Genomic DNA, 24482 nt, shown 5'->3' on the forward strand with positions numbered 1-24482 from the left:
GCTTATTCTTTTACACGGCTTCTAACGTATCGAGTGGCCAGCGCGGCTGCCCTTTAACTTCTAAATCTTCTGTCTGGCCAGCTTTTAAACGCTGTAAGCCAGCATAAGCAATCATCGCGCCATTGTCTGTACAGAACTCACCACGTGGGTAGAACACCTCACCATTGAGCTGTTGCATCATTTCAGCAAGGTTTTCTCTTAAGCGGCTATTAGCGCTCACTCCACCTGCAACGACAAGACGGTTATAACCCGTCAGCTTTAATGCACGCTTACACTTAATCGCGAGCGTATCAACCACAGCTTCTTCAAAAGCGCGAGCAATGTTAGCCCGAGTTTGTTCATCATCAGGTTCAGCTGCAATAGTATTGGCAGTAAATGTTTTTAAACCAGAAAAGCTAAAGTTCAGCCCAGGTTTATCTGTCATGGGTCTTGGGAATTTGTAACCTGCTTCCACACCTTTCGAAGCAAGCTTGGCAAGTCTTGGACCACCAGGGTAATCTAGGCCCATCAATTTGGCTGTTTTATCAAACGCTTCTCCGGCTGCATCATCAACCGATTCACCTAAGACTTCGTATTGTCCGATACCATCAACTTTAACTAACATTGAGTGACCGCCAGAAACCAATAAAGCCAAAAATGGAAATTCTGGTGCATCATCTTCAAGCATAGGCGCGAGTAGATGGCCTTCCATATGATGAACCCCAATTGCAGGTTTATCCCATGAATAAGCTAAAGAACGACCAACACATGCACCAACAAGTAAAGCACCGATTAAGCCTGGGCCTTTTGTGAAAGCAATGCCATCAATGTCATCCACTGAAGAATTAGCTTCTTTTAACGCTTGTTTAATCAGTGGCACAATTTTGCGAACATGATCACGTGAGGCTAGTTCTGGTACTACGCCGCCATAATCAGCATGTAACTTTACTTGACTATATAAAGCATGTGACAACAATCCTTGCTCATCATCAAAGACAGCAATACCTGTTTCATCACAAGACGTTTCAATACCTAAAACCCGCATAGCAGCTCATATTCCTAAAATTGTAAGGGCGGCAATTCTACCTGTTGATGCAGCGTTATTCCAGTAAAGCTCAACTATCTGCAAAAATATGACAAGCGAATTACGCAAACTCAGTAACAAAGGGGGTTTACAAAAGCACATATCTCGGTGTAGAATTCCGCACCATTTTATTAAATAGCCTTGGTTAATCTACCTTTACTGGTAGTGCCAAATTAACTACACCTAAGGGGTGATGGCGTATGCCAATAATTAAAGTACGTGAAAACGAACCATTCGACGTAGCTCTTCGTCGTTTCAAGCGCTCTTGTGAAAAAGCAGGTATCTTAGCTGATGTTCGCGCTCGTGAATTCTACGAGAAGCCAACTTCTGCACGTAAGCGCGCAAAAGCTGCCGCTGTTAAGCGTCTAGCTAAGAAGCTTTCTCGCGAAAACGCACGTCGCGTACGTTTATACTAATCTCATTATGAGCCTAGTTGAACAGCTAAAAGACCAGATGAAAGAAGCCATGCGTGCCAAAGATAAGGCACGTTTGGGGACTATTCGTATGGCATTGTCTGCCGTTAAACAGATTGAAGTGGATACCCGCGAAACTCTGACTGATGAACAGACAATAGCCGTTTTAACCAAAATGGTGAAACAACGTCGCGATTCTATTACTCAATATGAGTCAGCAGGTCGCCCGGAGTTAGCAGCAACTGAAGCAGCAGAGATTCAAGTTATTGAAACTTTCTTGCCTTCTCCTTTAACAGAAGAAGAAGTTGCCGCAATCATTGATGAAGCTATCTCACAGGTAGGCGCATCAACCATGGCGGATATGGGCAAAGTAATGGGAGCATTAAAATCTAAGGTTCAAGGACGTGCAGATATGGGTGCCATTGGCGGCCAAATTCGTGCTAAATTAAACTAATAACATTTTAGTGTTGAATAAGCCGTGCATCTTGCGCGGCTTGTTTGTTTTATCTACTTGGTAATGCGAGACCTATAGCATAAATGGCGATACCTCGTGACTTTATCAATGAGCTTATAGCTCGCACCGACATTGTTGATCTAATTGATCATCGTGTACCTTTGAAAAAAGCAGGGAAAAATCACTCTGCATGTTGTCCTTTTCATAGCGAAAAATCACCTTCTTTTACTGTCAGTCGAGATAAACAGTTTTATCACTGCTTTGGTTGTGGTGCTCATGGCAACGCCATCGATTTCATTATGGAATACGATAGGCTGGAATTTGTTGATGCCATCGAAGAACTCGCAGGTAAATTAGGATTAGATGTACCCAGAGAACAAGGTACTGGTCCTAAAAAAGATCAAGGTTTGAGCCGCGACTTATACCAATTGATGGAAGAAGCGAATCTCTTTTATCAAAGTCAGTTACGTCAGCACTCAGACAAACAAAAAGTATTAGATTATTTAGATTTCAGAGGGCTTTCATCCACTGTGGTTGAGCACTTTGGGATTGGTTTTGCGCCTGACGGTTGGGATGGACTATTAAGTCGCTATCGCCAAAATCAGTCAGCACAAGACAAATTACTGACTGCAGGCATGTTGATTGCCAACGATAACGGAAAACGTTACGACCGCTTTCGCGATCGATTAATGTTTCCCATTCGTGACCGTCGAGGTCGTGTAGTTGGCTTTGGTGGTCGAGTTTTAGGCGATGGCACACCGAAGTACTTGAATTCGCCAGAAACGCCCATATTTCATAAGGGTAATGAGCTTTACGGCTTATATGAACTCAAGCAAAGACATAGAGACCCGCAGCAAGTTTTGATTGTTGAAGGTTATATGGATGTCGTTGCATTAGCCCAATTTGACGTTGATTATGCCGTTGCATCACTTGGCACAGCTACAACAGCTGAACAATTTCAGTTGTTAGTGCGTAGTGCAAAAGAAGTGATTTGTTGTTATGACGGCGATAAAGCGGGTAAGAAAGCCGCTTGGCGCGCTTTAGAAACCGCTCTGCCATTACTTAAGCCTGGTGATGTCGTTAGATTTATGTTTTTACCACAAGGTGAAGATCCAGATACGATGGTTCGCCAAGTCGGTAAAGAAGGCTTTGAAAAGTTAATGCTCGATGCGCTTGATTTACCCGCATTCTTATTTGAGACATTAACCAGCCAATACGGCACAGATAAAAGTGCACTGGCTAAAGAAGCTATGGCACTGATTGAACGAGTACAAGATACCGTTTTACAGAATTTATTATTAGAGAATCTTGCGCATAAAATTGGTATGAACAGCGCAGACGATCTAAAGAAAAAATTAGGTTTTGCCGTAAAACAGCAACAGCCTATGAATAAAAAGGGCTTACAAGGGCGCGGTACACCATTGCGATTAGCCATTGCTTTGTTAGTGCAACGACCTGATTTAGGTTACGGCTTAGCTGCCCAACCTGCTTTAGCCCACTTACAAATTGCTGGCATTGACTTGCTAATTGATTTGTTAAATTTAACTCGCGAACAACAGTTTAACAGCGCACAACTACTTGAGATATATCGAGAGCACGAGCAAAAGAGTGCCTTGATTAAATTGGCCCAATGGGACCACCAAGTGGCGGATGAGAACTTAGTTCAAGAGTTTAAACAAACCCTGATTTGGTTGAACAATCAATATATTGAACAGCGTTATCAGGAATTGAGTCTTAAACAAACTCTAACGAAAGCTGAAAAAATTCAGCTAACGAAGCTTATTTCGATAATGAAAGGCATCGCATAATTGCATTTTTTATTTTAAAAATGTTCAGTTAAGCAATGTCATGGACTAGCGTACTTTAGTTCATACAGCTATAATTGACGATTTGCTTGACACTTATGCTTCGGCAGGTGTCCAGTCGTTATTTCAGTTTCCCCAACTTGGATGATATCTATGGAGCATACTCCGCAGTCGCAACTTAAATTGTTGCTTGCTAAAGGTAAAGAGCAAGGTTACTTAACCTACGCTGAAGTCAATGACCACTTGCCAGCTGACATGGTCGATTCAGATCAGATTGAAGATATTGTCCAGATGATAAATGACATGGGCATCCGCGTTTACGAACAAGCGCCAGATGCCGATGACATTATGATGTCTGAGGACAACACCGATGAAGATGCAGCAGAAGAAGCAGCAGCTGCACTTGCTACGGTAGAGAGTGAATTAGGTCGTACTACAGACCCAGTACGCATGTACATGCGTGAAATGGGGACTGTTGAGCTATTGACCCGCGAAGGCGAAATCGTCATCGCAAAACGTATTGAAGAAGGCATTAATACGGTTCAAAGTTCTGTTTCAGAATACCCGCAAGCTATTGCGATGATTCTTGAACAATTTGATAAGTATGAAGCGGATGAACTTCGCTTAACTGACATCATTGCAGGTTTCGTTAACCCAGATGACGATGACGTAGCGCCTACTGCTACTCACGTAGGTTCTGAGTTATCAGAAGAAGAACTTGAAGACGAAGATGATGACGGTGACAACGAAGAAGAAGAGGAAGGCCCAAAAGGTCCATGTCCTGAAGAAGCTAAAGAAAAGTTCACTCAATTACGTGAGTCTTATGAAAAAGGCTTAGCGGTAATTGAAAAGAAAGGTCGTGACCACCCTGAAGCCATTGGTGCTTTATTTGTCATCGGCGAACTCTTTAAAGAATTCCGTTTAATTCCTAAACAGTTTGATCGCTTAGTAAAAAGCATGCGCACCATGATGGATCGCGTACGTGTTCAAGAGCGTTTAATTCTAAAGTTATGTGTTGATCAAGCTAAAATGCCGAAGAAAAACTTTGTTAAGTTCTTCACTGGCAACGAAACTGATTTAGCTTGGTTCCATGCAGAAAAAGACAGTAACAAGCCTTACGCTGAAGGTTTGAGAATGGTTGAAGAAGACGTGATTCGTTGTAGCACTAAATTGGCTGCAATCGAAAAAGAAACAGGTCTAATCATTCGTGCAATTAAAGACATCAACCGTCGTATGTCAATCGGTGAAGCAAGAGCTCGTCGTGCGAAGAAAGAAATGGTTGAAGCAAACTTACGTCTAGTAATTTCGATTGCTAAAAAGTACACCAACCGTGGTCTACAATTCTTGGATTTGATTCAAGAAGGTAACATCGGTTTGATGAAAGCTGTAGATAAGTTTGAATACCGTCGTGGTTATAAGTTCTCGACTTATGCAACATGGTGGATCCGTCAGGCAATTACACGTTCTATTGCTGACCAAGCGCGTACAATTCGTATTCCAGTACATATGATTGAAACGATTAACAAACTAAATCGTATTTCACGTCAAATGTTACAAGAAATGGGTCGCGAACCAACACCTGAAGAATTATCAGAACGCATGTTAATGCCTGAAGATAAGATTCTTAAAGTGCTGAAAATCGCTAAAGAGCCTATCTCAATGGAAACGCCAATTGGTGACGATGAAGATTCACACTTAGGTGACTTCATTGAAGATAATACCTTAGAGCTTCCTTTAGACTCAGCAACAAGCGAAAGTTTAAAGAATGCCACTCACGAAGTATTAGCAGGTCTAACTGCTCGTGAAGCTAAAGTATTGCGTATGCGTTTCGGTATCGATATGAACACTGACCATACACTTGAAGAAGTCGGTAAGCAGTTTGACGTAACACGTGAACGTATTCGTCAGATTGAAGCAAAAGCGTTACGTAAATTACGTCACCCTTCTCGCTCTGAAATCTTAAAGTCTTTCTTAGACGAATAAGTCTAAAGATTGATAAAAAGCCCGCAACTAGCGGGCTTTTTTATTGTTATAAATCAGGGGTATTAACCTGAACCTACCTGCAAATTGCTTAACAGATAACCAAACGATACGTAGAAGTGAATTTCTAGCGAATTGAGTGGTGACAAGTACCGATAAACTTCGTATACTTCCCTCCGCTTTTGATAGTGACGACTGTCTTAAGTCGGCCCCTTAGCTCAGTTGGTTAGAGCATACGACTCATAATCGTCAGGTCCCCAGTTCGAGTCTGGGAGGGGCCACCAATTTTTCTTTTAAGCCTTTGTTTACAAAGGCCTAAAAGATACCTTACTCTATTCTGTTCCACTTCTATTCCACCTTTTCATACTTTCTCTCTCTATTTAATTCTAGTTTCCTGCATATTTATAATCAACATCTATGTATTTTATCTATCGTCATCTTCTGTACAACGTTGTGTCCAAAGCAAAAAACACCGCTATACTTGCCAAATCGTTGAATTCATCTGAAATAACCACATTTTGATGCACGCTCTCAGTATATAAAGCCGCTTTCCCTCAGGCATGCAATCGAACGTTTTTGTCTCTGCCAATCACGTCAACTTGTATTGCTAACACATCGCAATGACTGCTCTCTTCCCCGAGATTATTGTCTATCTACAGCTTCGGCTTTCTTTGGCTTCCAGCTTCAGCTGCAATTTGACTTTGAGCAGGCAACGCCTTTCTGTAGTTCTTGATATTATGAGTGGATAAGTGCCCAAGCTGTGAAGCTAATACTTCATCATTAAATTCACTAATCCGTGCAAGTAACGTTTCTCTAAAATCATGAAACCTGTATTTATTAATTCTTTCACCAGCTTTATCTATTGTGACCCAGCCAAATTCATCACAAAGCTTATTCCAGTCACAATAAAAATTAGATCGATGTCCAGAGTTGGACTTAGTTGAAGGAAACAAGTAATTCGCCCTCCCATAAACATCAGTGAGATATTTCTGCCTGGTGTTTATCAATTCAAGTGTTTCTTCATCCAATTGAATATCGACTAATTTACCTTTTTTGGGCTTAACTCGAACCTTTATATGCTGAAAATCAACCTGTTCAAATTTCATAGACATAAGCTGTTGGGTTCTGAAATGTCCGGTATTTTGTAATTTAACAAAGAAAACGAAATCTTTTTGTTCAATTGAATTAAGCTTCCCAAGGATAGACTTAAAGTCGTCATCGGGTATAACGACATGGCGATCTATATTTATTCGAGTTGCCCTTATAAATGGTTGTGCATCTTCGTAAGCGATAAGCCTCTCATCAAGAGCAAAGTTAAAAGCCGCCTTTACTCTAGATACAATCTTATCGTGAACGCCATTAGTACTTTTAAATGCGTCTAGGTAACGGTTAAATCTCGCTATAGTAAAACTTTTAATATCTTCATTAATCAATATCACGGTTTCTTTATGCTTTGGTAATTGGATTTCTTTTGGCTTAGACAGATGGTTATTGATAAGAGCGGTAATGACTTTCCATTCAGCAGAACCTTCGCCATAACGCTCAACAATGTCATCTAAGTAAATTGCAATGACATCACCGATCTTTTGATAGACATTAGAGTGCACTCTAAACTCACCACTACTTGGCGGTCTAGCCAGTTTCTCTTTTATCGCCAGGTAATCAGCTACAGCCTTTAATAGCTGCTGTTTACTAGGAGGCTCATGACGTTTCCATCTCAGAAGGACACACCGATGACCTTTACCATTATATTTACACTTAACCATGAAAGTGAGGTTAAGTTTGGTTAGCTCTATATTTAGGCCTTTTTCACTAATTCCAGCAACTTTAATTTTCCTTTTGCCTTGCGCCATTAAAGAATCAATGAGTTCACTGTCATATATCTGATCCAAGGTGATGTGTTTACATTCTTGTGTCACCTTTTGTTGAAGCTGCGCCGAATACTCACTTATCAGTGGTTGCTCAACAGGTCCACCTGATAACAGATCATCTTCTACATCTTGCAACGGACAAAGTGAATCGCCGCTGACGCCCAGTACCTTGAATTCGTTAAGCTCAGGATTTATTGGCGCAGCGCTTTCAGTCGAGGGGAAATCAGCGTCAATAGCGGATAATACATCCGTTGAGTTAACGCTGCTATCAGCTCCATTTAGGTCATCATGGGCAGAACTCCCTGCTGCGTCTGCAACATTAACCATTAATACGGATACTGATTCAGATGCAATTTCGTCTATTTGCAAAGAAACCGTCGGCTCGACCGTATCAACCTGTTCGAGATGAGGAGCTGACTGTGATTGTTGCTTTTCATACTGACAAACTAAATGAAATAGCTCAGTGGCTTCCAATAACGTCACTTCAGACGCCAAAGCTATTTTTACTAACGCATTAATTCTTTTATCACTAAAGTAAGAGCTGGCATTGATTTTCGGTTCTAGAACCTTTATCTCACTGTACTGGATAATAAATTCTGTAATAGCCTTTTTTGAGAGCCCTTGTATTTTAACAAATTCAAATATTGCCTCCATAACCTTAGACCGAGAATCCACAAAGACACCCCCACTACCGTTAGGTAATGTGCTGTATTGATGAGATTCAAAGTTTAAGTGCATTAATAAATCACGCTATAGTTTGTGTTAATGCAATCAGGATAAAGGATATAAAAAAATTTAAAAAAAAAAGATTATGCCGGAATTTCATTTTTTTTAGCTAAAAATGAAGATAATATTGCTAGCTGTAACGCCAGCTAATTAACAAGCAAAGTTAATCATATAAGCAATTTTTTAAATCACATGCCAAGACTTGATAATACAACAAGCCCCTCCCCCCTCAGATACCACCTATCACTCTTTCATGACCGCCTGGCTAAGTAAATCACCGTTCTAGAGCTCCTCCTCCGAAAACCGGAATGAGTACACACAGAACGAGTTAATGCCGCTAGCAGTAGCCCAGATAGCATCCGGCATTGAGAATGAACAAATGCCATGGACAAAAAACAATAACCTCTAATTAGCTAATCAATGCTTTCGTTAAATCGTGCATAAAGTGAATTGAATTATCATAAAAATCAGATACACCAGTATATTCCGCTCTATCTGTTTCTAGTTAATAACGACCATTAATCTATTAACGAGAAATATTCATGAACCAGCATAATCAGTTTAATCAAAAGACAAATAAATTAGGTCACCTTTTAGAACAGCTCACTGCTGTGGTGAACTCAGAAGCGCTGTATCAGGACATTAGTATTTATGAAGATGATGTAGAGCTGGAGATATTTAATTTTCAAGTTAAGCAGCACTTGAGTCGTCAAGGAGTACAAACAGAAGACATTAATCTAGCAATGGATTTTATTAACCAATACATAAACGAATAATTCCCTAGTGGAGTTCTTAGTTAGTCACGAGGACATCAACGCTAGGAATTGCTATGAACAAGACACAACTTATACGAGTCTATAAACGTCAATCTAAATCGCCATGGGATGATCACAGTACAGTACTGCTGATGGCAGACCATCAACTTGAGAATGATGAGATTCAATTAAGCTTTAATAACTACATTTATTTACATCGAAATGTACAAGGAAAAATGATAGGCATCAGTATCAGCAAATCGCTGCTTGAAGAGCATGCTGAGCTTGAGAGTCAGTATCTTACAGGTATTGATGCATACATGATGTTATTGATATACATAGAAGATATTGCCGCTTTTTGTGGATTATTCAGCAACGAATTTATTAGTATTTTTGGAATTCATCCGAATTATTACTATGAGGCTGCTGAGCAATATTGGTCTGATTTGATTATTGCTGCTGACGCACAGTAATCGCCATCTAGCGAACCCTATTGGGTTCGCTTTCTTATGGCTTAAGCTAACCCCTTAACATGCCCTAACAAGCTTTTGGACAGAAATCATTTAGAGTACTCTGTCTACGTCGACTAATATTGATTAGAAAAAGTATCCGAAATTATCAAAGATCTATAATTAGTTTCACCCTCTTTATCTACAAAACGAGCGGTGAACGGTAGCCGAAGAGTACAGGGCAAGATCACGAAGCTTTACCTTGTGCTAAGTTTTTTATCTTATACTTCTTTTTGATAACAAACCAAGTCAACCATGTCTAAGCTCAATTTATTCAAGTACTTTGTAGCCTTCATTGCATTTTGACCTTATAACTCTTTATTAAAAACGACGTATACTCCCTCAAAAGTAGCAACCAACTCATCCGCACAAAATAGATTGCAGGCTATTTGAACACGACCTTTTCCCTTGCGTTGAAACGCACGATGAAACCGAGACCACGCCGTAAGGTTGTCATATTTACATACTGCTGTTACATCTTTGCTGGCGGGTTTCAAGTATCGAATGCTATTTTTTTGAATAACAATTTGATGTTTTTTACCCTCCAGCTGGGCATAAACTAAAGACCAACCTGCCAAAATACCAACAACAGACAAGCTGCCGCCAAACACCGTATTCATGTGGTTTGTATTCATTCTCAATGGTGCAGTAATCTCGATATTTTTGCTGCTACAAGTATTCACACCGATACCGAGAGACTTTGATACTGGTATATGATGATGAAGGTAGACTTCAAGCTCTCTATGTTTCATATAGACCGTTGCCTTTTTTAGACCGCCAAAATATTGCAAAAGTCCGTTTTAGAGGGATGCAGGAATTACATTTTAGCTAATTCAGTTAATACTTGCTTATACGTATCCACTGATTGGGCTCCAGAAATAGCGCTCTCGCGATTGAATACAACTGTTGGAACACCTGATATACCCGCTTGTTTCCATTTCTGTTCCAGCGACTGGACATGACTTCGCATATTATCGTCATCTAGGCATTGCATTGCTTCGTCAACATTAATACCAAGACTTTGCAACTCTTGCTCGAGGGTACTCTTGCTGGATATATCTTTTTGCTCGCTATAAAACGAAGCAAATAACCGGTTTTTAAGCTCGGTTTGCTTGCCTACACTTTTTGCATGCTCCAGAAGAATATGAGCATCAAGGGTATTTACAGCTTTTAGCCCGTCAAAGTAGTCGAATTTAAACCCAACGTCTTCTCCAAGCTCTGTCATCTCTTTTCTGAAACGAATGCTATCTTCTAATGTAGTACCGTACTTCCTTTTAAGGTGGGCACGTAGGTCTTCACCTTCAAGCGGCATATCTGGATTTAACTGAAAAGGTTGCCACTCAATCTCAATGCGATCTTCTATCCCAAGCTCTTTTATCGCGGTATTTAAACGCTTATAACCGATAATACACCAAGGACAAATCACATCTGACACTATATCCAATTTGATTTTCTTATTCATATTTAACTCTTTTTTATCAAGCGTTTAGCTTCAATTTTATTTCATTAAATAACACTAAGCTGAATCCAAATTGTTTATTATTCGGTATCCTGCTCATTTTCACCGTAGAGAGTTGCGGTTCTATATTTTTTGCTCACAAAGCTGAATTGTTGGAACGGTATTAGTGAAGTTCGGTACATCAGCTTTTATCTTCTCTGCATTTGGGCCAAATGCCGTTTGAAATGACTCTATAGATTCAAATGAAATTGTACTAATCGCCACATATGCCGCTGCTTCACCAGGAACAACACTTGTTAGCCCTGCATCTACTGTCGCCCCTTTTAGTGCGTCTCCCAGAAGCTCTCCTATCATAGGAACATGTTTGTTGCAGTAGTAATCAAAATCAAAAATCACATCATCGTTATTTGGGTATATTACGTATACTTTAATCATTGCTTTTTCCCTTTTTCTTTCACTAAAGTTTTAAACTGTTGGGGGTTACATTTTGTTCTTGGGCATTGCTTTTCCAATCATTGATTCACCCATTATTGCCTGCTTTTGGTGGGAGATGATCCCAGAAAGAATAGCGGTCATTCGATTACGTTTACCTGGAACCACAACTGCTTTTCTACCCAAACCATTGATAGCTATTTCTGCTACTTCCGCAGGATCTTTTGCAACCATAGGTAGTTTTGACCAGTCAACACCATTATCAGCAGTCATCGGTGTAGTTGTTAACCCAGGAGAAAGAACCGTTACATCAATACCTTTGGGTTTAAGTTCGCCATGAAGAGATGCACCTAGCTGAAGAACATAGGCTTTGGTACCTGCATAATTTGAAAAATATGGGGAAACCATATGACCAGAAAGACTTGATACCATTAAAATACCGCCTCTTTTTCTTTCGATCATCGCTGGTGTAAAGTGGTGAGTCAGTTGCAATACAGAGGTAACGTTAAGCTGTATCATCTTCAACTCTTGCTCTAGAGATGATTTAGCAAACGAACCATTAACTTCAATACCAGCGGCTAGTACAAGTAGCCCAATACTTTTGTCAATTTGCTTAACTTTTTCGACGCCTTCTGACGTACTTAAGTCAGCAGAAACTGTCATTGCTTTAATTCCGTAGCGTTCCGTAAGCAACGTAGCTTGCTCTTCAAGCTCTTTTTCTCGACGAGCGACCAAAACAACGTTCAATCCTTTTGCCGCAATCTGGCTTGCCATTTCTGCGCCAATGCCTGATGTTGCCCCTGTGATAAGTGCCCAATCACCATATTTTTCTTTAAAGCTGATACCCATAATTCGTTACCTTTCTCTGTGTTTAGTTGATGGGGTAACTATATGGAATTTGGAGGTACAGAGCTCTCCATAAAAGTTCAAAAATTGCTCACATTAGTTCAAACGAGCCAACCTGAATAGAAAGGTTAAAATGCGGTGGTGTCAAGTTAAACGAAATTGAGAAGGGGATAGGCCTGTTTGTCCTTTAAAGGCACGGTTAAACGTGGAAACCGACTCGAAACCCGTTTCAAAAACGATGTCGGAGATACGTAAGCTATTATCTTTCAGTAACACTTTAGCTTTGTTGATTTTTAATTTGCTAATGTATTTTATTGGGGGTTCTGAATACACCTCTTTAAACTTACGTTTAAAAGTAGAAACACTCATATGACACAGTGCTGCCAACTCATCCACACTCAGATCCGCATACAGATTACTTTGGATAATATCTTCAAATTTGGCAAAGTTAGGTTTAAACATAGAAGCAAGAAAATCGAGTTCAGAAGGTGCGCCGGTTCTTTTCGCCATAAGAATGACAAATTCACGTAGTTTGCTCTCGATAAGCAAATCATCCGCCAACTCTGGAGAATCCAGCAATATACTGATGCTATCACGATAGTGCTCTAGCAATTTGTCCACTTCAACCTGCAAAATATTATAATCGACCCTGTATTTTGACTGGCTAATATCAAAGTTAAACAGTGACTGAAATATTTCAGGATAGAGAAGGATACCAATCGCTTCACCTGCACCTTCATCATTATGATAGCTAGTGTTTTCATAAAAGTAGTTAGTGCATTTTGCCAGTATTCCGCAGTTTTTGTTCAATGAAGCAGATTCTGTCTGTTCCCTGACGTTAAAATCGCCATTTGTGACAAACGCAAAACACGCTTCACTGTCTACAAATACGCGCGGCATACGTTTGAAACTGGGTATATCTTGTTTTTGAAAAACAATACGTCCATTATATTTTATTGTTTTCATTTAAAGGCACCATTCAATAGTATTGCGATAAGGATAAAGCAGTCTACCTGCTCGATTAACTAATTGGCTCAACTAGAATCGTGTTGCTACGGTGCTGCATTCATAATCATTAGACATCTAAAACTCGACAACAAAACTAAAGCTCGAGAATAGCCTACGCATAATCTATTTTTCAAATGTACTCAATACAAGCATGAATACGTGTATAGATCGAGCGAGAGATTCATGTGGTCTTTGCCCTCTTGATTGAACTTTGAGTCCTTGACGAAACGTAAGGAAATAGTCGGTCAAATGCTCCGCATCTATACCATCAATAAGTCGTTCTGTTTTCTCATATTGAGTAAAAAATGCCAGTGTTGCAATACGACCTTGTTCAAACTTCTTAATAACATACTCATAGAGGGCTGGTTCGTTTGATTTTAATTCAACAATACTGTTTGTAATTAAGCAGCCGTAAGTGAGTAGATCATTCTCTGGATTTAAGAACTCACTATCAAATAAATATTGAAGATTCTCTGATATTAATTTATCTGAGTCGAGTTTCCTGAGTACCACAGACATGTGATGCTCAACATAGAAATCTACTATACATTTAAACACGGTTTCTTTGTTGCCAAACGCGTTGTAAATACTGGTTTTAGTTAATCCTGTAACGGTCGATAATTGATCCACCTTAGTCGACGCATAACCATGCTGCCAAAAATATTTGGCCATAACTCCAAGCACTTCTATCTCGTCAAACTGTCTTTTCTTTGCCATTTATCTATACAACTACATAAAATTCTTATTGACACCTATTGTACTAGTTAGTACATTAATTGCAAATGTACTAACTGGTACAATTAAACAAAACAATGAGGAACAAACGATGTTTTCAGCTATAGCACTATCACTACTTGGATTTGCCTCAACGGTGATTGGAAGTTTGCATTACTTTCTAAAAGTAAAAAAGAACAAGCCTCCCAAAAATCCTATCATCCTTATGCTAGCACTTGCGGCAGGTGTCCTTTTGGGGCTAGGTGCAATTATCAGTGGGATTATAAATATGCATTGGAGCTTTGTTTTCGTTGTCTTAATGTCCAGCTTTTCCATATTTCTTGGTGGTAAATTCATTTGGGTATTCAGTCAAAAAGATACTCCTCTAGGTGATATTAAAGTTGTAATTGGAGATAAGTTCCCACAATTCGAATCAACAACATATGACAACGAGATTTATTCGGCTGATGACATAAAAAATCAACGCGTTCTACTCAAGTTTTACCGAGGTGCTTGGTGTCCATACTGTAGTGCTGAATTAAAAATGTTTAACGATATGAAACCGACCCTAGATCGATATGGCGTTAAGGTCGTTGCGTTGTCGGGAGATACGGCAGAACAAGCAAAAATGCACATCGAACGAGATAGTTTAGATTTTCTTCTTTTGTCAGACCCAGAACTCAAAGTAGTTAAACAATACGGCGTTGAACACCACAAGGCTTTAGGGGCTGACTCGTCTAAAACAAAAACAGTATTAGGGCTGCCATTTCCTACTTCATTTGAATACAAATCAATGTCTATCCCAACATCGGTCTTAATTGATGAACATGGTGTCATCCAATGGATAGATCAGTCTGAAGACTATCGACTAAGAGCAAGCGAAGAACGATTAACTCAAGCCTTACGTAACGCTTTCACCATTAATAAATAATAAACCGAGAGAATTATTATGTTTAACTACCACAATATTGAAACAGCACCAGAAGCTTCAAAGCAAATGATGGAGCAATCTAAAAAATCACTTGGTTTAATTCCAAATTTACATAAAGTGCTAGCAGATGCTCCCGCAACTTATCAAGCTTATTTGAAGACTTATGAGTTATTCACGCAAAGTACACTATTCAGTCCACTCGAAGCTCAAGTGGTTCTGATGACCTCAAACTTTGAAAACAACTGTCACTATTGCGTTCCTGGTCATACGTGGATCATGAAATCAGCTAATATGCCAGAAAGCATTATTGAAGCACTACGGGAAGGAAATGAGTTACCTGATGTCAAACTACAAGCGTTGCATGTCTTTACTAAAGAGCTACTAGATAATCGTGGTCATATAGGTGATGAAAAGTTGCAGAACTTTCTAACGGTAGGATACACTGAGCGGCATGCACTTGAAGTGTTGACAGGCTTAGCTTGCAAACTCATTTCAAATTTCACCAATGCATTATCTCATACACCAGTTGATGCCCCATTAAAGGCTTTTGACTGGACTCACCCTTCAGAGAGGTAAGATCAATCTGAAGAGAGTATCTACTGATACTCTCTTTTAATGGCCGTGTATTTTCATAAGTATATGTGTTGTGGATTAGTAAATTTGGCCACATAGTCAGAACTCTAGGCATAAAGAAAAGTAAGTCAAATTACGAATCTTTAGTATAGCCTCATTCCTGCTCTAGCTTGTTATGGGGCATAAACGAGTTACTGTTTCCAAAAAATTACCTTTATCAACATTCCAGACTACACTTTCAGGACGATTAACAAGGATTGTTAAGAGGTTGCATGGAGCACATTGATCTAGGTTTAATTTGGGCCACTATTGGCCTGTTGTGTGTACTTTTTTCTATTATCTATTACTTGTCATCAGGTGATTAGTTGAAGTTTTTTACTCTCATCCTATTTAACTAGCTTAATTTCTCCAGCTTCAGGCTTACTTATTATTGCGGAGGGAAACATGGATGCCTCGGTGCAGTGAAACGGAGTTCTTTTTATGGATAAAATTAATCTCTGGTGATTCTTCCATTGTGTTGAATACCTCACTCTTCTGTAATGCCTGAATGGCTTTGCCTTGAAAAACACCCTTGGGGTGTCTTTCTCGTTTTTGTGCCGGTTAAAATCTATTGATAAAAAACATTTTCTAATTCACTGCATAATACGGTTCGATATATGATTTTGCTTTGTAATAGTGTGACGTCTTGTGATGTTAAAAGTGCTTTACGAGTCTTTTTATCTACTCGAGTCACCATCTCTTCGAATAGTTGGTTATGCAGTCGCTTAATATCACTAAATACCTGCAAGGATTGAGAGAACAACATGACCTTGTCGTAATAGCCATTATTGAGGCCGTAAAGCCATTTTAATAAAATGGTCTGTCGTGCAGCTTTGGTTTTAAAGGAATGTTCTAGTTCAATTGCAACAAGGCTACCCGTTGGCTCTATGACAATTCCATCTACGTTTCTTACGTCATTTGATTTAAAGAGTCGCTTAAATTCAGGCTCCGTGACTAATGAAATCCAATACGGATTATCCTCACCTGTTTTGACCTTATTGTGAATGCCTCGTAATTGGATGTATTGCATCATTAAATCATGCATGATGGTGTTCTGATTAACCCTTAATGCGGGCTTGTCGTTGCTGCGAAAGTAGACCGCGATGGATAACAATTCTTCTGCATATTTTGCGCCCGCGTAGTCCAGTACATACACACGGTCATCAACAGACCGATGTGTTATCACTAAGCTGAGCAACTTTTCTTTTACAAGCTTATTGAGGTGTTCGAGTGCTTGCCGCTTGGGAATACCATATATCACTGCTATGAGGGTTGGCGAGGTGACACCAAATCGAGCCACCATTTTAATGGTTAACTCCCGCCTGGCTTTACCCGTCTGATTATTATTTTCCCCTGGTATATATTTCATGGGCATGAACAAATAAGGTTGATACTTATCAGCCAGTTTCCCTGAGGAAAACACGGCAGTATTGATGGTTTGTTGTAGTTGTTGATACACGTTCATATTGATATTTTTTATGCTTTGATTTTTAGGTATTCATAACTAGTTTCACTGAGTACGAAGTGTCATTTTTTATCTGTAAGGTATAGATATTCATGCCGTTAAAGCGAGTTTCCCCTGTCGGGATAAAAATAGCGATGAACATCGCTACCAAGCCAGCCTTTGGCTGATGAGTGTTTAACTTCGTTAATCCCTCATATGCTCTGAAGCGCCCACCTGCTCTGATGACTCGTCATCGGCGCAGCTTTACGAGCTACGCTCTAGCACTTCACAGCATCAAACGCGCATGTATTTCGCTACGCTCTGTACTAACCGCATTTTCACCGCTTATGACGAGGGGATGTGTTCCACCTCATTTCCCTCTTTCATCGCTATGATTTTCTGACGAAAACCACACTGGTTTAGCCTTCAATTTGTACCAAATATGAGGCTAAATTTTGCTGAAGCAAAACTAAAATTCGGTTAGTACAGACCAGCTGTACATGCGCGTGCTGCTTCTCGCCATTACTTCGTAATAACTCACATCCGCGTTTTGAAAGCCTGTTTCACAGGCCGCTTTATTGCAGAAAATCGTGCCGATTTTTGCTAGGCAAGGATAATTCTATCGAATAAATGCAAAGAAAATAAAAGCTGAAAAACGAATTTTTTGAGTCTTATAGGAGTCTAGGTATCTGACGAGGTGAACAAAGAAAGGACAAATATTTTTTGATGAGCTTTCAGCCAAACAAGTTTGCAATTCAGTTTTATTTCATTAAATTAAATTTAGAACAGTAATTAACCTTCATTATTAAAGGACACATTATGACTTCTAAAAATAACGCCCCAATTACCAATATTGATGGCACACCTATGGTCTCAGGCTCAGGTTTAGACATCAAAGGTAACCCATTCGGTATCACTGAAAGTAGTAGCTCAATAAGCACTTGTGATACCGATATTTCATCAAGCTTCGATACTTTTGATTCTTGTTCAAGTTTCGACTCAGGTTTTGATTCGGGTTTTGATTCGGGGTTTGATAGTGATTTTTAATCAACAAAACGAGGCGTTTTATGCTCGTTACACGCCGGTACTTATTTTACTCATCTCGACCATAGTTTGTGTGACTATGTTTTGGATAACCAATAGTCCTTTTTTCTGTTTACCTTCAAGCTTATTGTATTTGAAATTTATAATCGGAGCATGTGCTTATGATAGAAAGTACAAGGACAAAGGGCTGCCTGAGGACTCTTGGTTAAAATGTCGCTACTTACTATTTAAGTTTTTTTAAATTAAAAATCAGCAAAGGTATCAGCTTAAATTTATTAAGCTGATACCTATAAAGGAGGTCTCATGGAGTTCTTACTACCCTTAACTGTGTTAATCGTCGGATGTATTATTATTTGTAAAAGGTGCAGAGAAGCAGGGAATCAAAAGTGATAATAACTATTTATGCTGACTTTCTGTCTAAAGATTAGCTGGTGTTTATGGAACACCTTATTAGGCAGTAGAGTGAATGTAGTGGCATAGTTAATTTGGCCACCTAGTTAGAGGTGATATCATCACCTCATAAGTTAACAGGTGACACTATGAAAAAACGTACAAGAAGAGTCTTTAGTGCAGAATTCAAACTTGAATCAGCTCAATTAGTGCTAGATCAAAATTACTCAATTGTTGAAGCCGCTCAAGCCATGAGTGTAGGCAAATCAACCATGGATAAATGGGTTCGACAATTAAGGGAAGAGCGACAAGGTAAACAACCTAAAGCATCACCTATATCACCAGAACAAATTGAAATTCGAGAGTTAAAAAAGCAACTAGCTCGCCTCCAGGAGCACAACGAAATATTAAAAAAGGCCACAGCTCTGTTGATGTCGGACTCACTGAACAATTCACAATAATTGAGAAACTCAGGCAGAGCTACAGCATAAAAACATTATGTGAAGTGTTCAGTATTCATCGTAGTAGTTACAAATATTGGAGAAAGCGGCCAACAACCATTAATGCGGATAAAGTTAAACTTCGAAGCCTAGTTAGCGAAGTACACACCGCAAGTAACGGCTCGGCAGGTGCTAGAACGATTGCAGATATGGTCAGCCAGCAAGGTGTCTCGTTAAGCCGCTATCGTGCCACTAAGTTGATGAAAGAGCTTGGTATAGTTAGCTGTCAGATACCTAAGCACAAATACCGAAAAGGCACACTAGAACATATTGAAATCCCTAATCACCTAGGTCGACAATTCGCTGTCACTGCTCCGAATGAAGTCTGGGTTGGTGATGTCACCTACGTGTGGGCTGGTAACCGCTGGATGTACTTAGCGGTTGTGATTGATCTATTCGCACGTAAAGTCATTGGTTGGGCTATGTCATTATCACCTGATAGTCGTTTAACTGGTAAAGCGCTTTCGATGGCCTATGAAGGTCGTGGTAAACCTGAAGATGTTATGTTCCATAGCGATCAAGGGACTCACTATACAAGCAGAAGATATCGGCAACTATTATGGCGATACCAGCTCAAACAAAGTTTATCTCGACGTGGGAATTGCTGGGATAACAGTCCTATGGAACGCTTTTTTAGGAGCCTTAAGACAGAATGGATACCAACAACAGGGTATCGTAATTTTACAGAAGCTCAGAACGAAATTACACGATACATAATTGGCTATTACTGCCAGCTTCGTCCACATCAATATAACGGCGGACTGACGCCCAATGAATCGGAACGGTTGTTCTGGTTAAACTCTAAGATCGTGGCCAATATTAGTTGACCATTACAGAAATCAATTGTATATGAAAGCACAACACCTTTGCAGGTGCTATGCCTTAATAAGAAACGACTCAATTATAAGTTAGCCTTATATATAGAGGGGGATATAGAGATTTCATTCACTTCGGCTGTTAACTGACCTTGACTACACCCAGTAAATTTAAAGGTATAAGTTATAGAAATGTGCGGTTTACCGATGTCAGGATAAACACCAAATGTATCGTAAACATTAACTTTATTAGTATCTAAGTAAAAAGATCCGTCTTTTAATAAAACAGGGGATTCGAGATTTTCGTACCACCTTTTTGTATCAATTAAAACACTCATTAATTGATTTGGATAAGCACTATTTGATCCTAAAGCTTGTCCATTGTAACTAGCTATTCGTTTCTCATAATGTGGACGACCAGCATCATCAAAATCATTGATAACGTAAACATCCTGACCCCAACCAGAAACTGATTTACCAAATTTGTTAAGAGCAGCTCTTGTTCTGCGGGCATCTAATTGATGTCTGGTATCACCTGCCTGACGGCTGACCCATCCTGTCGGTAAACTTGGCGAGAACCAGTTATCGTAAGTATTAAAAGCTATTTTATTAGGGATTGCGCTTCTTTCTGCAGTTGTTTTCCATTTAAATGTGCGTTGTTCATCTAGTTTCATCAAGCCTGTTGCTTCGTCGTATGTAAAAAAGCCTGCGGGCTGCGATATGGTAAATTGCTTACTTTCGAAATGTGCAATTAATTCTTTTCTCTGCTTTTCCCAGTTACTCCAAACTTTATCCTTATAAGCTTTTCTTTCTTCAGCAGATTGTGATGCGCTATTTCCAACATAATGAGTCACTCTGTTGTAAGGTAGTGAACAAAAGGCAATCGTTCCATCGTAAATGTCATTAGCACTGGGTTCAAAATCACCCACATAAGATTGAAGATCCATACTCTTACAACCGCCCATGAAAATTGTTGCTGTAAATAGAAAAGACAAGCAGATTGCTTTTTTCATTAAAACTGTCCCTTTAGTTATTAGTTTCTACTTAAATAAATTTTATATGATTGCTTAAACCCTCTTTAAGTAATCATCTCCATATTCAACCGTAATCTGCTTTTATTTGGCCAGCACAATATGCTGATTTCTTGTGAAGCAATAGTGAACAAGCGTGAAACCCCCATTTAATTAGTACCTTAGACGAATTCCGCTTGACCCCAACAATAGAGCACACTAATAAATAATTAACCTCAAATCTAAAAAGTAACACTCCCTATAGGTATGAATTACAAAATAAATGGATTTATGCAGTCTACATACATTAGGCTTCCGACCAGAGGTGAAGAAAAATCAATTTCACCTATCAGGAGACCGCAGTTTTAAAGTTATTTTTAGCATCAGAAGACGTTTTTTGATGCTCAAAGTTTAGAGCTCGCAGTGTGAGGAGAGCGAGTTGTTACTCAAAATTCATTATGTAAGCTTGTTAGTGGTCTACGCTTGAAATTAGATGACAAAACTCAATAAAAAACGTAAGAAAAAAAGTTTCCTGCTGTCCTTTGAAGCGCTTAAAGAATCATTTCTTCAAATATTTTTACAATTATCTTTTTGATTTTAGTTAAATTTTAATTATGGCAAAGTTTAATAAAAATTATGCTTACTTAATCTAAAGCACTTACCTATTAGCCAATAAAAAGTTATAGGAATCAGCTTTAACAGAAATCTAAATCAAAGCTGATAATTATAATCATTTATTAAATCTGCTAGAGGTTATGACTAATTAGAGTGACGTACTCTTACCAGTAGCATCAGCGGTTTCATCTAAAAATGCACCTTTCCATTTTTTAGGAATATACTGATCTACAATTTTAGTTTCTAGATTTTCACCAGCAAGATCGGATTCGATACCTTTCATTGTTCTAGGAATGATTTGGCTTGTATCGCCTACAATAGAACGAGCTAAAGACTGACTTAAAGCATCAACTGATAATCCACCGCTACTCTGCTCGAAGGTAGTGTATACATCAACATGATAACCTTCTTGATACTGTACAACGCATACAAAAAATGAGGTACTTTCACCCCAGTCTTGATCGTTATCATCAGATTTCATTGTAAGTATTGGGTCTTGGCAACTTGGAAACTTTAACATTGCACCTTGAGATTGCATTAGAGCTCCGAAAGAACTATTTGCAAATGGAGATGTTAATTTGAATCTAGTTGCTTTTTCTGGCAACTCTTGAGGAGGAATACCGCGGCTGACTGTTAAGCTATCCATAGACTTTTCAACTGAGCTAACTACAGTATCAAGAACTAAATCTCTAATTGAAGAGTCTCCCTTAACATCAATAATTAAATATGCTTGTTCGGTTGATTTTTTCTCCGCTGTTGAAACACACCCACTTATTAAGCCTAGAACTGTTGCGATAAGAATCAACTTCTTCATTTTCCTAAATTTCCCTATAGTTATTAGTTGTTATTAGTTTCTACTCAGATAAATTTCACATGATTGCTTAAATCTTCTTTAAACAAGCATCCCCATATTCAACCGTAATCTACTTTTATTTGGCCAGCATAATATGTTGATTTTTTGTGATACAACAGTGAATAAGTGTGAATTGGTATAATTTACATGCACTTAGAGTTAGAGTTGTTGCTTTAAAATAAAAAACATTTAACCTTATTAAAAATTACAGAAATGAAATACAGCATTACTTAAAAAATGAAATACAAAATAAATGGATTTTTAATGTCTGCAGATCTCACCTCTGCAGAGAAGGACGGACAACTAACTCTTTTTACTTACCAAGAAACAGAAGCTTTAAAGTTATTTTTAGCCTCGGAAAACGGTTTTGTAGATGCTCAAACTTTAGAGCAGACCGTTTGGGGAGAGCGAGTTGTTACTCAAAATTCATTACGTAAGCTTATTAGTGCTCTACGCTTGAAGTTGGATGACAAAAACTCAATAAAAAACGTAAGAAATAAAGGTTACCAGCTGTCATTTGAGGCAATTCAAGAATCAGTAAAGAAATCGCCTAAAAATTTTTATAGCACGACTATTGTTATTACTTTCATAGTATTGGTGTTAAGTATGGTAGCCAATCACTATGCCGTATCAAGCAATAACTCAACTCAGTTACTACCTAAAGTTTCACAGCAAACTGTTTTTGAGTCACACGATTATATTGTCGACTATGCAAAATTTAATGACGCTTTATACGTTACAACGCGAGATTCAAAAAAATCCACACTTTATAAAACCGTAAACCGTCAAAATACGGTGCTTTTATCTGCTAATTACCCTGGCGCTTATCGAGGTATAGAGATTCATAGCAGCGGACGAACTGTAATGCATGTTGTTGAAGACTCAAAATGTAAAATTAAAATTTTTGATAAACCATTTGAACATCAAATAGATGAGATCCCATGTAATAGGCAAAATGCATATCCTTCATTCGATTGGATTGACAAAAATAAATTTTATATCACTTTCAATGTAAGGCCCTCAGATTCAATCAAACCCTACACCTATGATATTGAAGAAAAATTTTTGCAGAAGGTGACTACTACTAATTTTGATTCAGAAAATGGTAAACACTTCATTGATGCTTTTATCAAAGGTCATGGTGACGGAATGTTTTCTATGAGGGAAGATAATTTAGATGAAGTGTCTCTTATCTATTTTGAAGGAGATAATCGAAGAACCTTAATTAGATTTCGAAATAAACCATATTCAATTGCAGTATCAGAAAACAATTTATTTTATGTAGGTAATAATAATGAACTATTAAGAACAACATTGACAGATGATATCTACTCTCAAGAGTTAACCACATCTTATGTTCTTGCTCCTCAAACCGTTAAGATTTCTGATCCACTTATGTTAGATAATGAGCTTTATTTCGCTTTAGGGAATTCAGCTCGGGAGTCAATATCAAGCCATTCGGGAAATTTCAATTATAGCCTTGAAAATACAATAATTGACTTTAACTATACCAGTAAGATTCTTTCAATATTGGCCACCACTAATAGTGGTTATGTTGTAGAGCAACTTAAAGATGGTACTGTTTTTAACTCTACTTACTTTGATACAACGCTAAGCTTAAGACAAATAGCTTTCCATCAAGGAGAAGTCTACTTAGCGGGTACCTCAGGTGTATATAAACTCGTTAATGACAAGCTAATCAGCATTAGTGATATCAAAACCATCAAACTTGTTTCCAATGGCCAATGTTTCATTGCAGAAGCAGAGAAAGGCATTTATCAATTTGAAGCAGAAAGCAACACTTTTAAAATGTTCACAGCACAAGGTGAAAGAGCCTTTGCTAGCAAGCAAGGTTGCTTATTTGTCGATAATTTATCTGGTTATATCATTAATGAGAAACGAGAAAAGGTCGCCAAGCCCATCTTAGTTCAATATCTATTTGAGCATAAGGGTAAACTTACCCATTGGCATTCTGTCGGTGAGCAAACGCATATCATTGATGTGGAGTCAGGTGAAGTTATTGCAAAATTGCCCAATCGAGCATTATACAAGCGAGTTATATCTTATGAAGATGATATTCTTTACTTAGGGCCAAAAGATGTTCGCACTTCAATTGTCAAATTAAAACTTGATGAGTAACAAAATCATCATTTACCTCTAAGCTGAGCAGTTTACAAAGGGCAACAAGTAAAACTGATTTTGATTGTTTGATAAACTTTCAAAATCAGTTGGT

The 24482-nt window shown here is 38.6% G+C and carries 22 protein-coding genes and 1 tRNA gene; 12 read left to right on the top strand and 11 right to left on the bottom strand.

The genetic code is table 11. From position 1 onward, the window contains the following. Positions 1-10: 10 nt before the first annotated feature. A complete protein-coding gene (gene tsaD, locus BCU84_RS19655; RefSeq protein ID WP_102529736.1) occupies positions 11-1024 on the bottom strand; it encodes a tRNA (adenosine(37)-N6)-threonylcarbamoyltransferase complex transferase subunit TsaD in 1014 nt (337 codons plus the stop codon). 239 nt (positions 1025-1263) lie between these two features. Here tsaD and rpsU point away from each other — a divergent pair, with 239 nt between their 5' ends. The 5 genes from rpsU to BCU84_RS19680 all read left to right on the top strand — a co-directional run bounded on the left by rpsU (position 1264) and on the right by BCU84_RS19680 (position 5999). Beyond that, complete coding sequence (rpsU, locus tag BCU84_RS19660; RefSeq protein WP_055024252.1) at positions 1264-1479, top strand: 30S ribosomal protein S21; 216 nt, start codon at positions 1264-1266, stop codon at positions 1477-1479. A 7-nt stretch (positions 1480-1486) separates the two neighbouring features. Then, complete coding sequence (locus BCU84_RS19665; RefSeq protein WP_102529737.1) at positions 1487-1930, top strand: GatB/YqeY domain-containing protein; 444 nt, start codon at positions 1487-1489, stop codon at positions 1928-1930. Between the two features lie 83 nt (positions 1931-2013). After that, entirely contained in the window at positions 2014-3738 is a 1725-nt protein-coding gene (gene dnaG, locus BCU84_RS19670; RefSeq protein WP_102529738.1) for a DNA primase, read from the top strand. 150 nt (positions 3739-3888) lie between these two features. Beyond that, on the top strand, positions 3889-5718 hold the full coding sequence (rpoD, locus tag BCU84_RS19675; protein ID WP_102529739.1) for an RNA polymerase sigma factor RpoD: 1830 nt from the start codon (positions 3889-3891) through the stop codon (positions 5716-5718). A 204-nt stretch (positions 5719-5922) separates the two neighbouring features. Further along, a tRNA-Ile gene (locus tag BCU84_RS19680) sits at positions 5923-5999 on the top strand. 369 nt (positions 6000-6368) lie between these two features. On the opposite strand, the gene BCU84_RS19685 is transcribed toward BCU84_RS19680, so the two are convergent. Next, a complete protein-coding gene (locus tag BCU84_RS19685; protein ID WP_157936246.1) occupies positions 6369-8261 on the bottom strand; it encodes a tyrosine-type recombinase/integrase in 1893 nt (630 codons plus the stop codon). A 593-nt stretch (positions 8262-8854) separates the two neighbouring features. Here BCU84_RS19685 and BCU84_RS19690 point away from each other — a divergent pair. Next, positions 8855-9088, top strand: a complete 234-nt coding sequence (locus BCU84_RS19690; protein ID WP_102529741.1) for a hypothetical protein — start codon at positions 8855-8857, stop codon at positions 9086-9088. Between the two features lie 53 nt (positions 9089-9141). Next, entirely contained in the window at positions 9142-9540 is a 399-nt protein-coding gene (locus tag BCU84_RS19695) for a hypothetical protein (RefSeq protein ID WP_241906494.1), read from the top strand. 344 nt (positions 9541-9884) lie between these two features. Here the strand turns inward: BCU84_RS19695 and BCU84_RS19700 are convergent, their stop codons facing one another. From BCU84_RS19700 to BCU84_RS19725, 6 genes are all read right to left on the bottom strand, one after another. Continuing rightward, positions 9885-10328 (bottom strand): YiiD C-terminal domain-containing protein, encoded by a 444-nt coding sequence (locus BCU84_RS19700; protein WP_082419996.1) that lies wholly within the window; start codon positions 10326-10328, stop codon positions 9885-9887. Positions 10329-10393: 65 nt separating this feature from the next. Then, entirely contained in the window at positions 10394-11038 is a 645-nt protein-coding gene (locus tag BCU84_RS19705; protein WP_055024797.1) for a DsbA family oxidoreductase, read from the bottom strand. Positions 11039-11158: 120 nt separating this feature from the next. Next, the gene (locus BCU84_RS19710) at positions 11159-11470 is read right to left on the bottom strand and encodes an EthD family reductase (RefSeq protein ID WP_055024798.1); all 312 of its coding nucleotides are present in this window, start codon (positions 11468-11470) and stop codon (positions 11159-11161) included. Between the two features lie 45 nt (positions 11471-11515). Continuing rightward, positions 11516-12316, bottom strand: coding sequence for an SDR family NAD(P)-dependent oxidoreductase (locus BCU84_RS19715; RefSeq protein WP_055024799.1), 801 nt, complete (start codon positions 12314-12316; stop codon positions 11516-11518). Between the two features lie 141 nt (positions 12317-12457). Then, entirely contained in the window at positions 12458-13279 is an 822-nt protein-coding gene (locus tag BCU84_RS19720) for an AraC family transcriptional regulator (protein WP_198589623.1), read from the bottom strand. Positions 13280-13444: 165 nt separating this feature from the next. Beyond that, positions 13445-14038, bottom strand: a complete 594-nt coding sequence (locus tag BCU84_RS19725) for a TetR/AcrR family transcriptional regulator (RefSeq protein WP_055024800.1) — start codon at positions 14036-14038, stop codon at positions 13445-13447. 109 nt (positions 14039-14147) lie between these two features. Between BCU84_RS19725 and BCU84_RS19730 the strand changes: the two genes are divergently transcribed. Beyond that, entirely contained in the window at positions 14148-14966 is an 819-nt protein-coding gene (locus BCU84_RS19730; protein ID WP_055024801.1) for a peroxiredoxin family protein, read from the top strand. 18 nt (positions 14967-14984) lie between these two features. Further along, complete coding sequence (locus BCU84_RS19735) at positions 14985-15542, top strand: carboxymuconolactone decarboxylase family protein (RefSeq protein ID WP_055024802.1); 558 nt, start codon at positions 14985-14987, stop codon at positions 15540-15542. Positions 15543-16146: 604 nt separating this feature from the next. Here BCU84_RS19735 and BCU84_RS19740 read toward each other — a convergent pair. Continuing rightward, positions 16147-17043, bottom strand: coding sequence for a hypothetical protein (locus BCU84_RS19740; RefSeq protein WP_241906495.1), 897 nt, complete (start codon positions 17041-17043; stop codon positions 16147-16149). A 798-nt stretch (positions 17044-17841) separates the two neighbouring features. Between BCU84_RS19740 and BCU84_RS19745 the strand changes: the two genes are divergently transcribed. Together BCU84_RS19745 and BCU84_RS19750 are read left to right on the top strand one after the other, a co-directional pair. After that, on the top strand, positions 17842-18069 hold the full coding sequence (locus tag BCU84_RS19745) for a hypothetical protein (protein WP_102529743.1): 228 nt from the start codon (positions 17842-17844) through the stop codon (positions 18067-18069). 536 nt (positions 18070-18605) lie between these two features. Continuing rightward, positions 18606-19783 (top strand): IS3 family transposase gene (locus tag BCU84_RS19750; protein WP_102529744.1). Its coding sequence is split into 2 segments (ribosomal slippage): positions 18606-18873 and positions 18873-19783, totalling 1179 coding nucleotides; the frame shifts between segments, so codons are not numbered across the junction. A 74-nt stretch (positions 19784-19857) separates the two neighbouring features. On the opposite strand, the gene BCU84_RS19755 is transcribed toward BCU84_RS19750, so the two are convergent. After that, positions 19858-20784, bottom strand: coding sequence for a hypothetical protein (locus BCU84_RS19755; protein WP_102529745.1), 927 nt, complete (start codon positions 20782-20784; stop codon positions 19858-19860). Between the two features lie 760 nt (positions 20785-21544). Beyond that, the gene (locus BCU84_RS19760; RefSeq protein WP_102529746.1) at positions 21545-22210 is read right to left on the bottom strand and encodes a hypothetical protein; all 666 of its coding nucleotides are present in this window, start codon (positions 22208-22210) and stop codon (positions 21545-21547) included. A gap of 303 nt (positions 22211-22513) precedes the next feature. Between BCU84_RS19760 and BCU84_RS19765 the strand changes: the two genes are divergently transcribed. Further along, on the top strand, positions 22514-24388 hold the full coding sequence (locus tag BCU84_RS19765; RefSeq protein ID WP_157936247.1) for a winged helix-turn-helix domain-containing protein: 1875 nt from the start codon (positions 22514-22516) through the stop codon (positions 24386-24388). Positions 24389-24482: the final 94 nt, after the last annotated feature.

Source organism: Shewanella sp. 10N.286.51.B7 (assembly GCF_002873615.1).
Classification (GTDB): Bacteria; Pseudomonadota; Gammaproteobacteria; order Enterobacterales; family Shewanellaceae; genus Shewanella; species Shewanella electrodiphila.

What these genes read in the sequence shown, in the direction of transcription:
- tsaD (WP_102529736.1), bottom strand. Translation starts at nt 1,024, where the DNA reads ATGCGGGTTTTAGGTATTGAAACGTCTTGTGATGAAACAGGTATTGCT.
- rpsU (WP_055024252.1), top strand. Translation starts at nt 1,264, where the DNA reads ATGCCAATAATTAAAGTACGTGAAAACGAACCATTCGACGTAGCTCTT.
- BCU84_RS19665 (WP_102529737.1), top strand. Translation starts at nt 1,487, where the DNA reads ATGAGCCTAGTTGAACAGCTAAAAGACCAGATGAAAGAAGCCATGCGT.
- dnaG (WP_102529738.1), top strand. Translation starts at nt 2,014, where the DNA reads ATGGCGATACCTCGTGACTTTATCAATGAGCTTATAGCTCGCACCGAC.
- rpoD (WP_102529739.1), top strand. Translation starts at nt 3,889, where the DNA reads ATGGAGCATACTCCGCAGTCGCAACTTAAATTGTTGCTTGCTAAAGGT.
- BCU84_RS19690 (WP_102529741.1), top strand. Translation starts at nt 8,855, where the DNA reads ATGAACCAGCATAATCAGTTTAATCAAAAGACAAATAAATTAGGTCAC.
- BCU84_RS19695 (WP_241906494.1), top strand. Translation starts at nt 9,142, where the DNA reads ATGAACAAGACACAACTTATACGAGTCTATAAACGTCAATCTAAATCG.
- BCU84_RS19700 (WP_082419996.1), bottom strand. Translation starts at nt 10,328, where the DNA reads ATGAAACATAGAGAGCTTGAAGTCTACCTTCATCATCATATACCAGTA.
- BCU84_RS19705 (WP_055024797.1), bottom strand. Translation starts at nt 11,038, where the DNA reads ATGAATAAGAAAATCAAATTGGATATAGTGTCAGATGTGATTTGTCCT.
- BCU84_RS19710 (WP_055024798.1), bottom strand. Translation starts at nt 11,470, where the DNA reads ATGATTAAAGTATACGTAATATACCCAAATAACGATGATGTGATTTTT.
- BCU84_RS19715 (WP_055024799.1), bottom strand. Translation starts at nt 12,316, where the DNA reads ATGGGTATCAGCTTTAAAGAAAAATATGGTGATTGGGCACTTATCACA.
- BCU84_RS19720 (WP_198589623.1), bottom strand. Translation starts at nt 13,279, where the DNA reads ATGAAAACAATAAAATATAATGGACGTATTGTTTTTCAAAAACAAGAT.
- BCU84_RS19725 (WP_055024800.1), bottom strand. Translation starts at nt 14,038, where the DNA reads ATGGCAAAGAAAAGACAGTTTGACGAGATAGAAGTGCTTGGAGTTATG.
- BCU84_RS19730 (WP_055024801.1), top strand. Translation starts at nt 14,148, where the DNA reads ATGTTTTCAGCTATAGCACTATCACTACTTGGATTTGCCTCAACGGTG.
- BCU84_RS19735 (WP_055024802.1), top strand. Translation starts at nt 14,985, where the DNA reads ATGTTTAACTACCACAATATTGAAACAGCACCAGAAGCTTCAAAGCAA.
- BCU84_RS19740 (WP_241906495.1), bottom strand. Translation starts at nt 17,043, where the DNA reads ATGAACGTGTATCAACAACTACAACAAACCATCAATACTGCCGTGTTT.
- BCU84_RS19745 (WP_102529743.1), top strand. Translation starts at nt 17,842, where the DNA reads ATGACTTCTAAAAATAACGCCCCAATTACCAATATTGATGGCACACCT.
- BCU84_RS19755 (WP_102529745.1), bottom strand. Translation starts at nt 20,784, where the DNA reads ATGAAAAAAGCAATCTGCTTGTCTTTTCTATTTACAGCAACAATTTTC.
- BCU84_RS19760 (WP_102529746.1), bottom strand. Translation starts at nt 22,210, where the DNA reads ATGAAGAAGTTGATTCTTATCGCAACAGTTCTAGGCTTAATAAGTGGG.
- BCU84_RS19765 (WP_157936247.1), top strand. Translation starts at nt 22,514, where the DNA reads ATGTCTGCAGATCTCACCTCTGCAGAGAAGGACGGACAACTAACTCTT.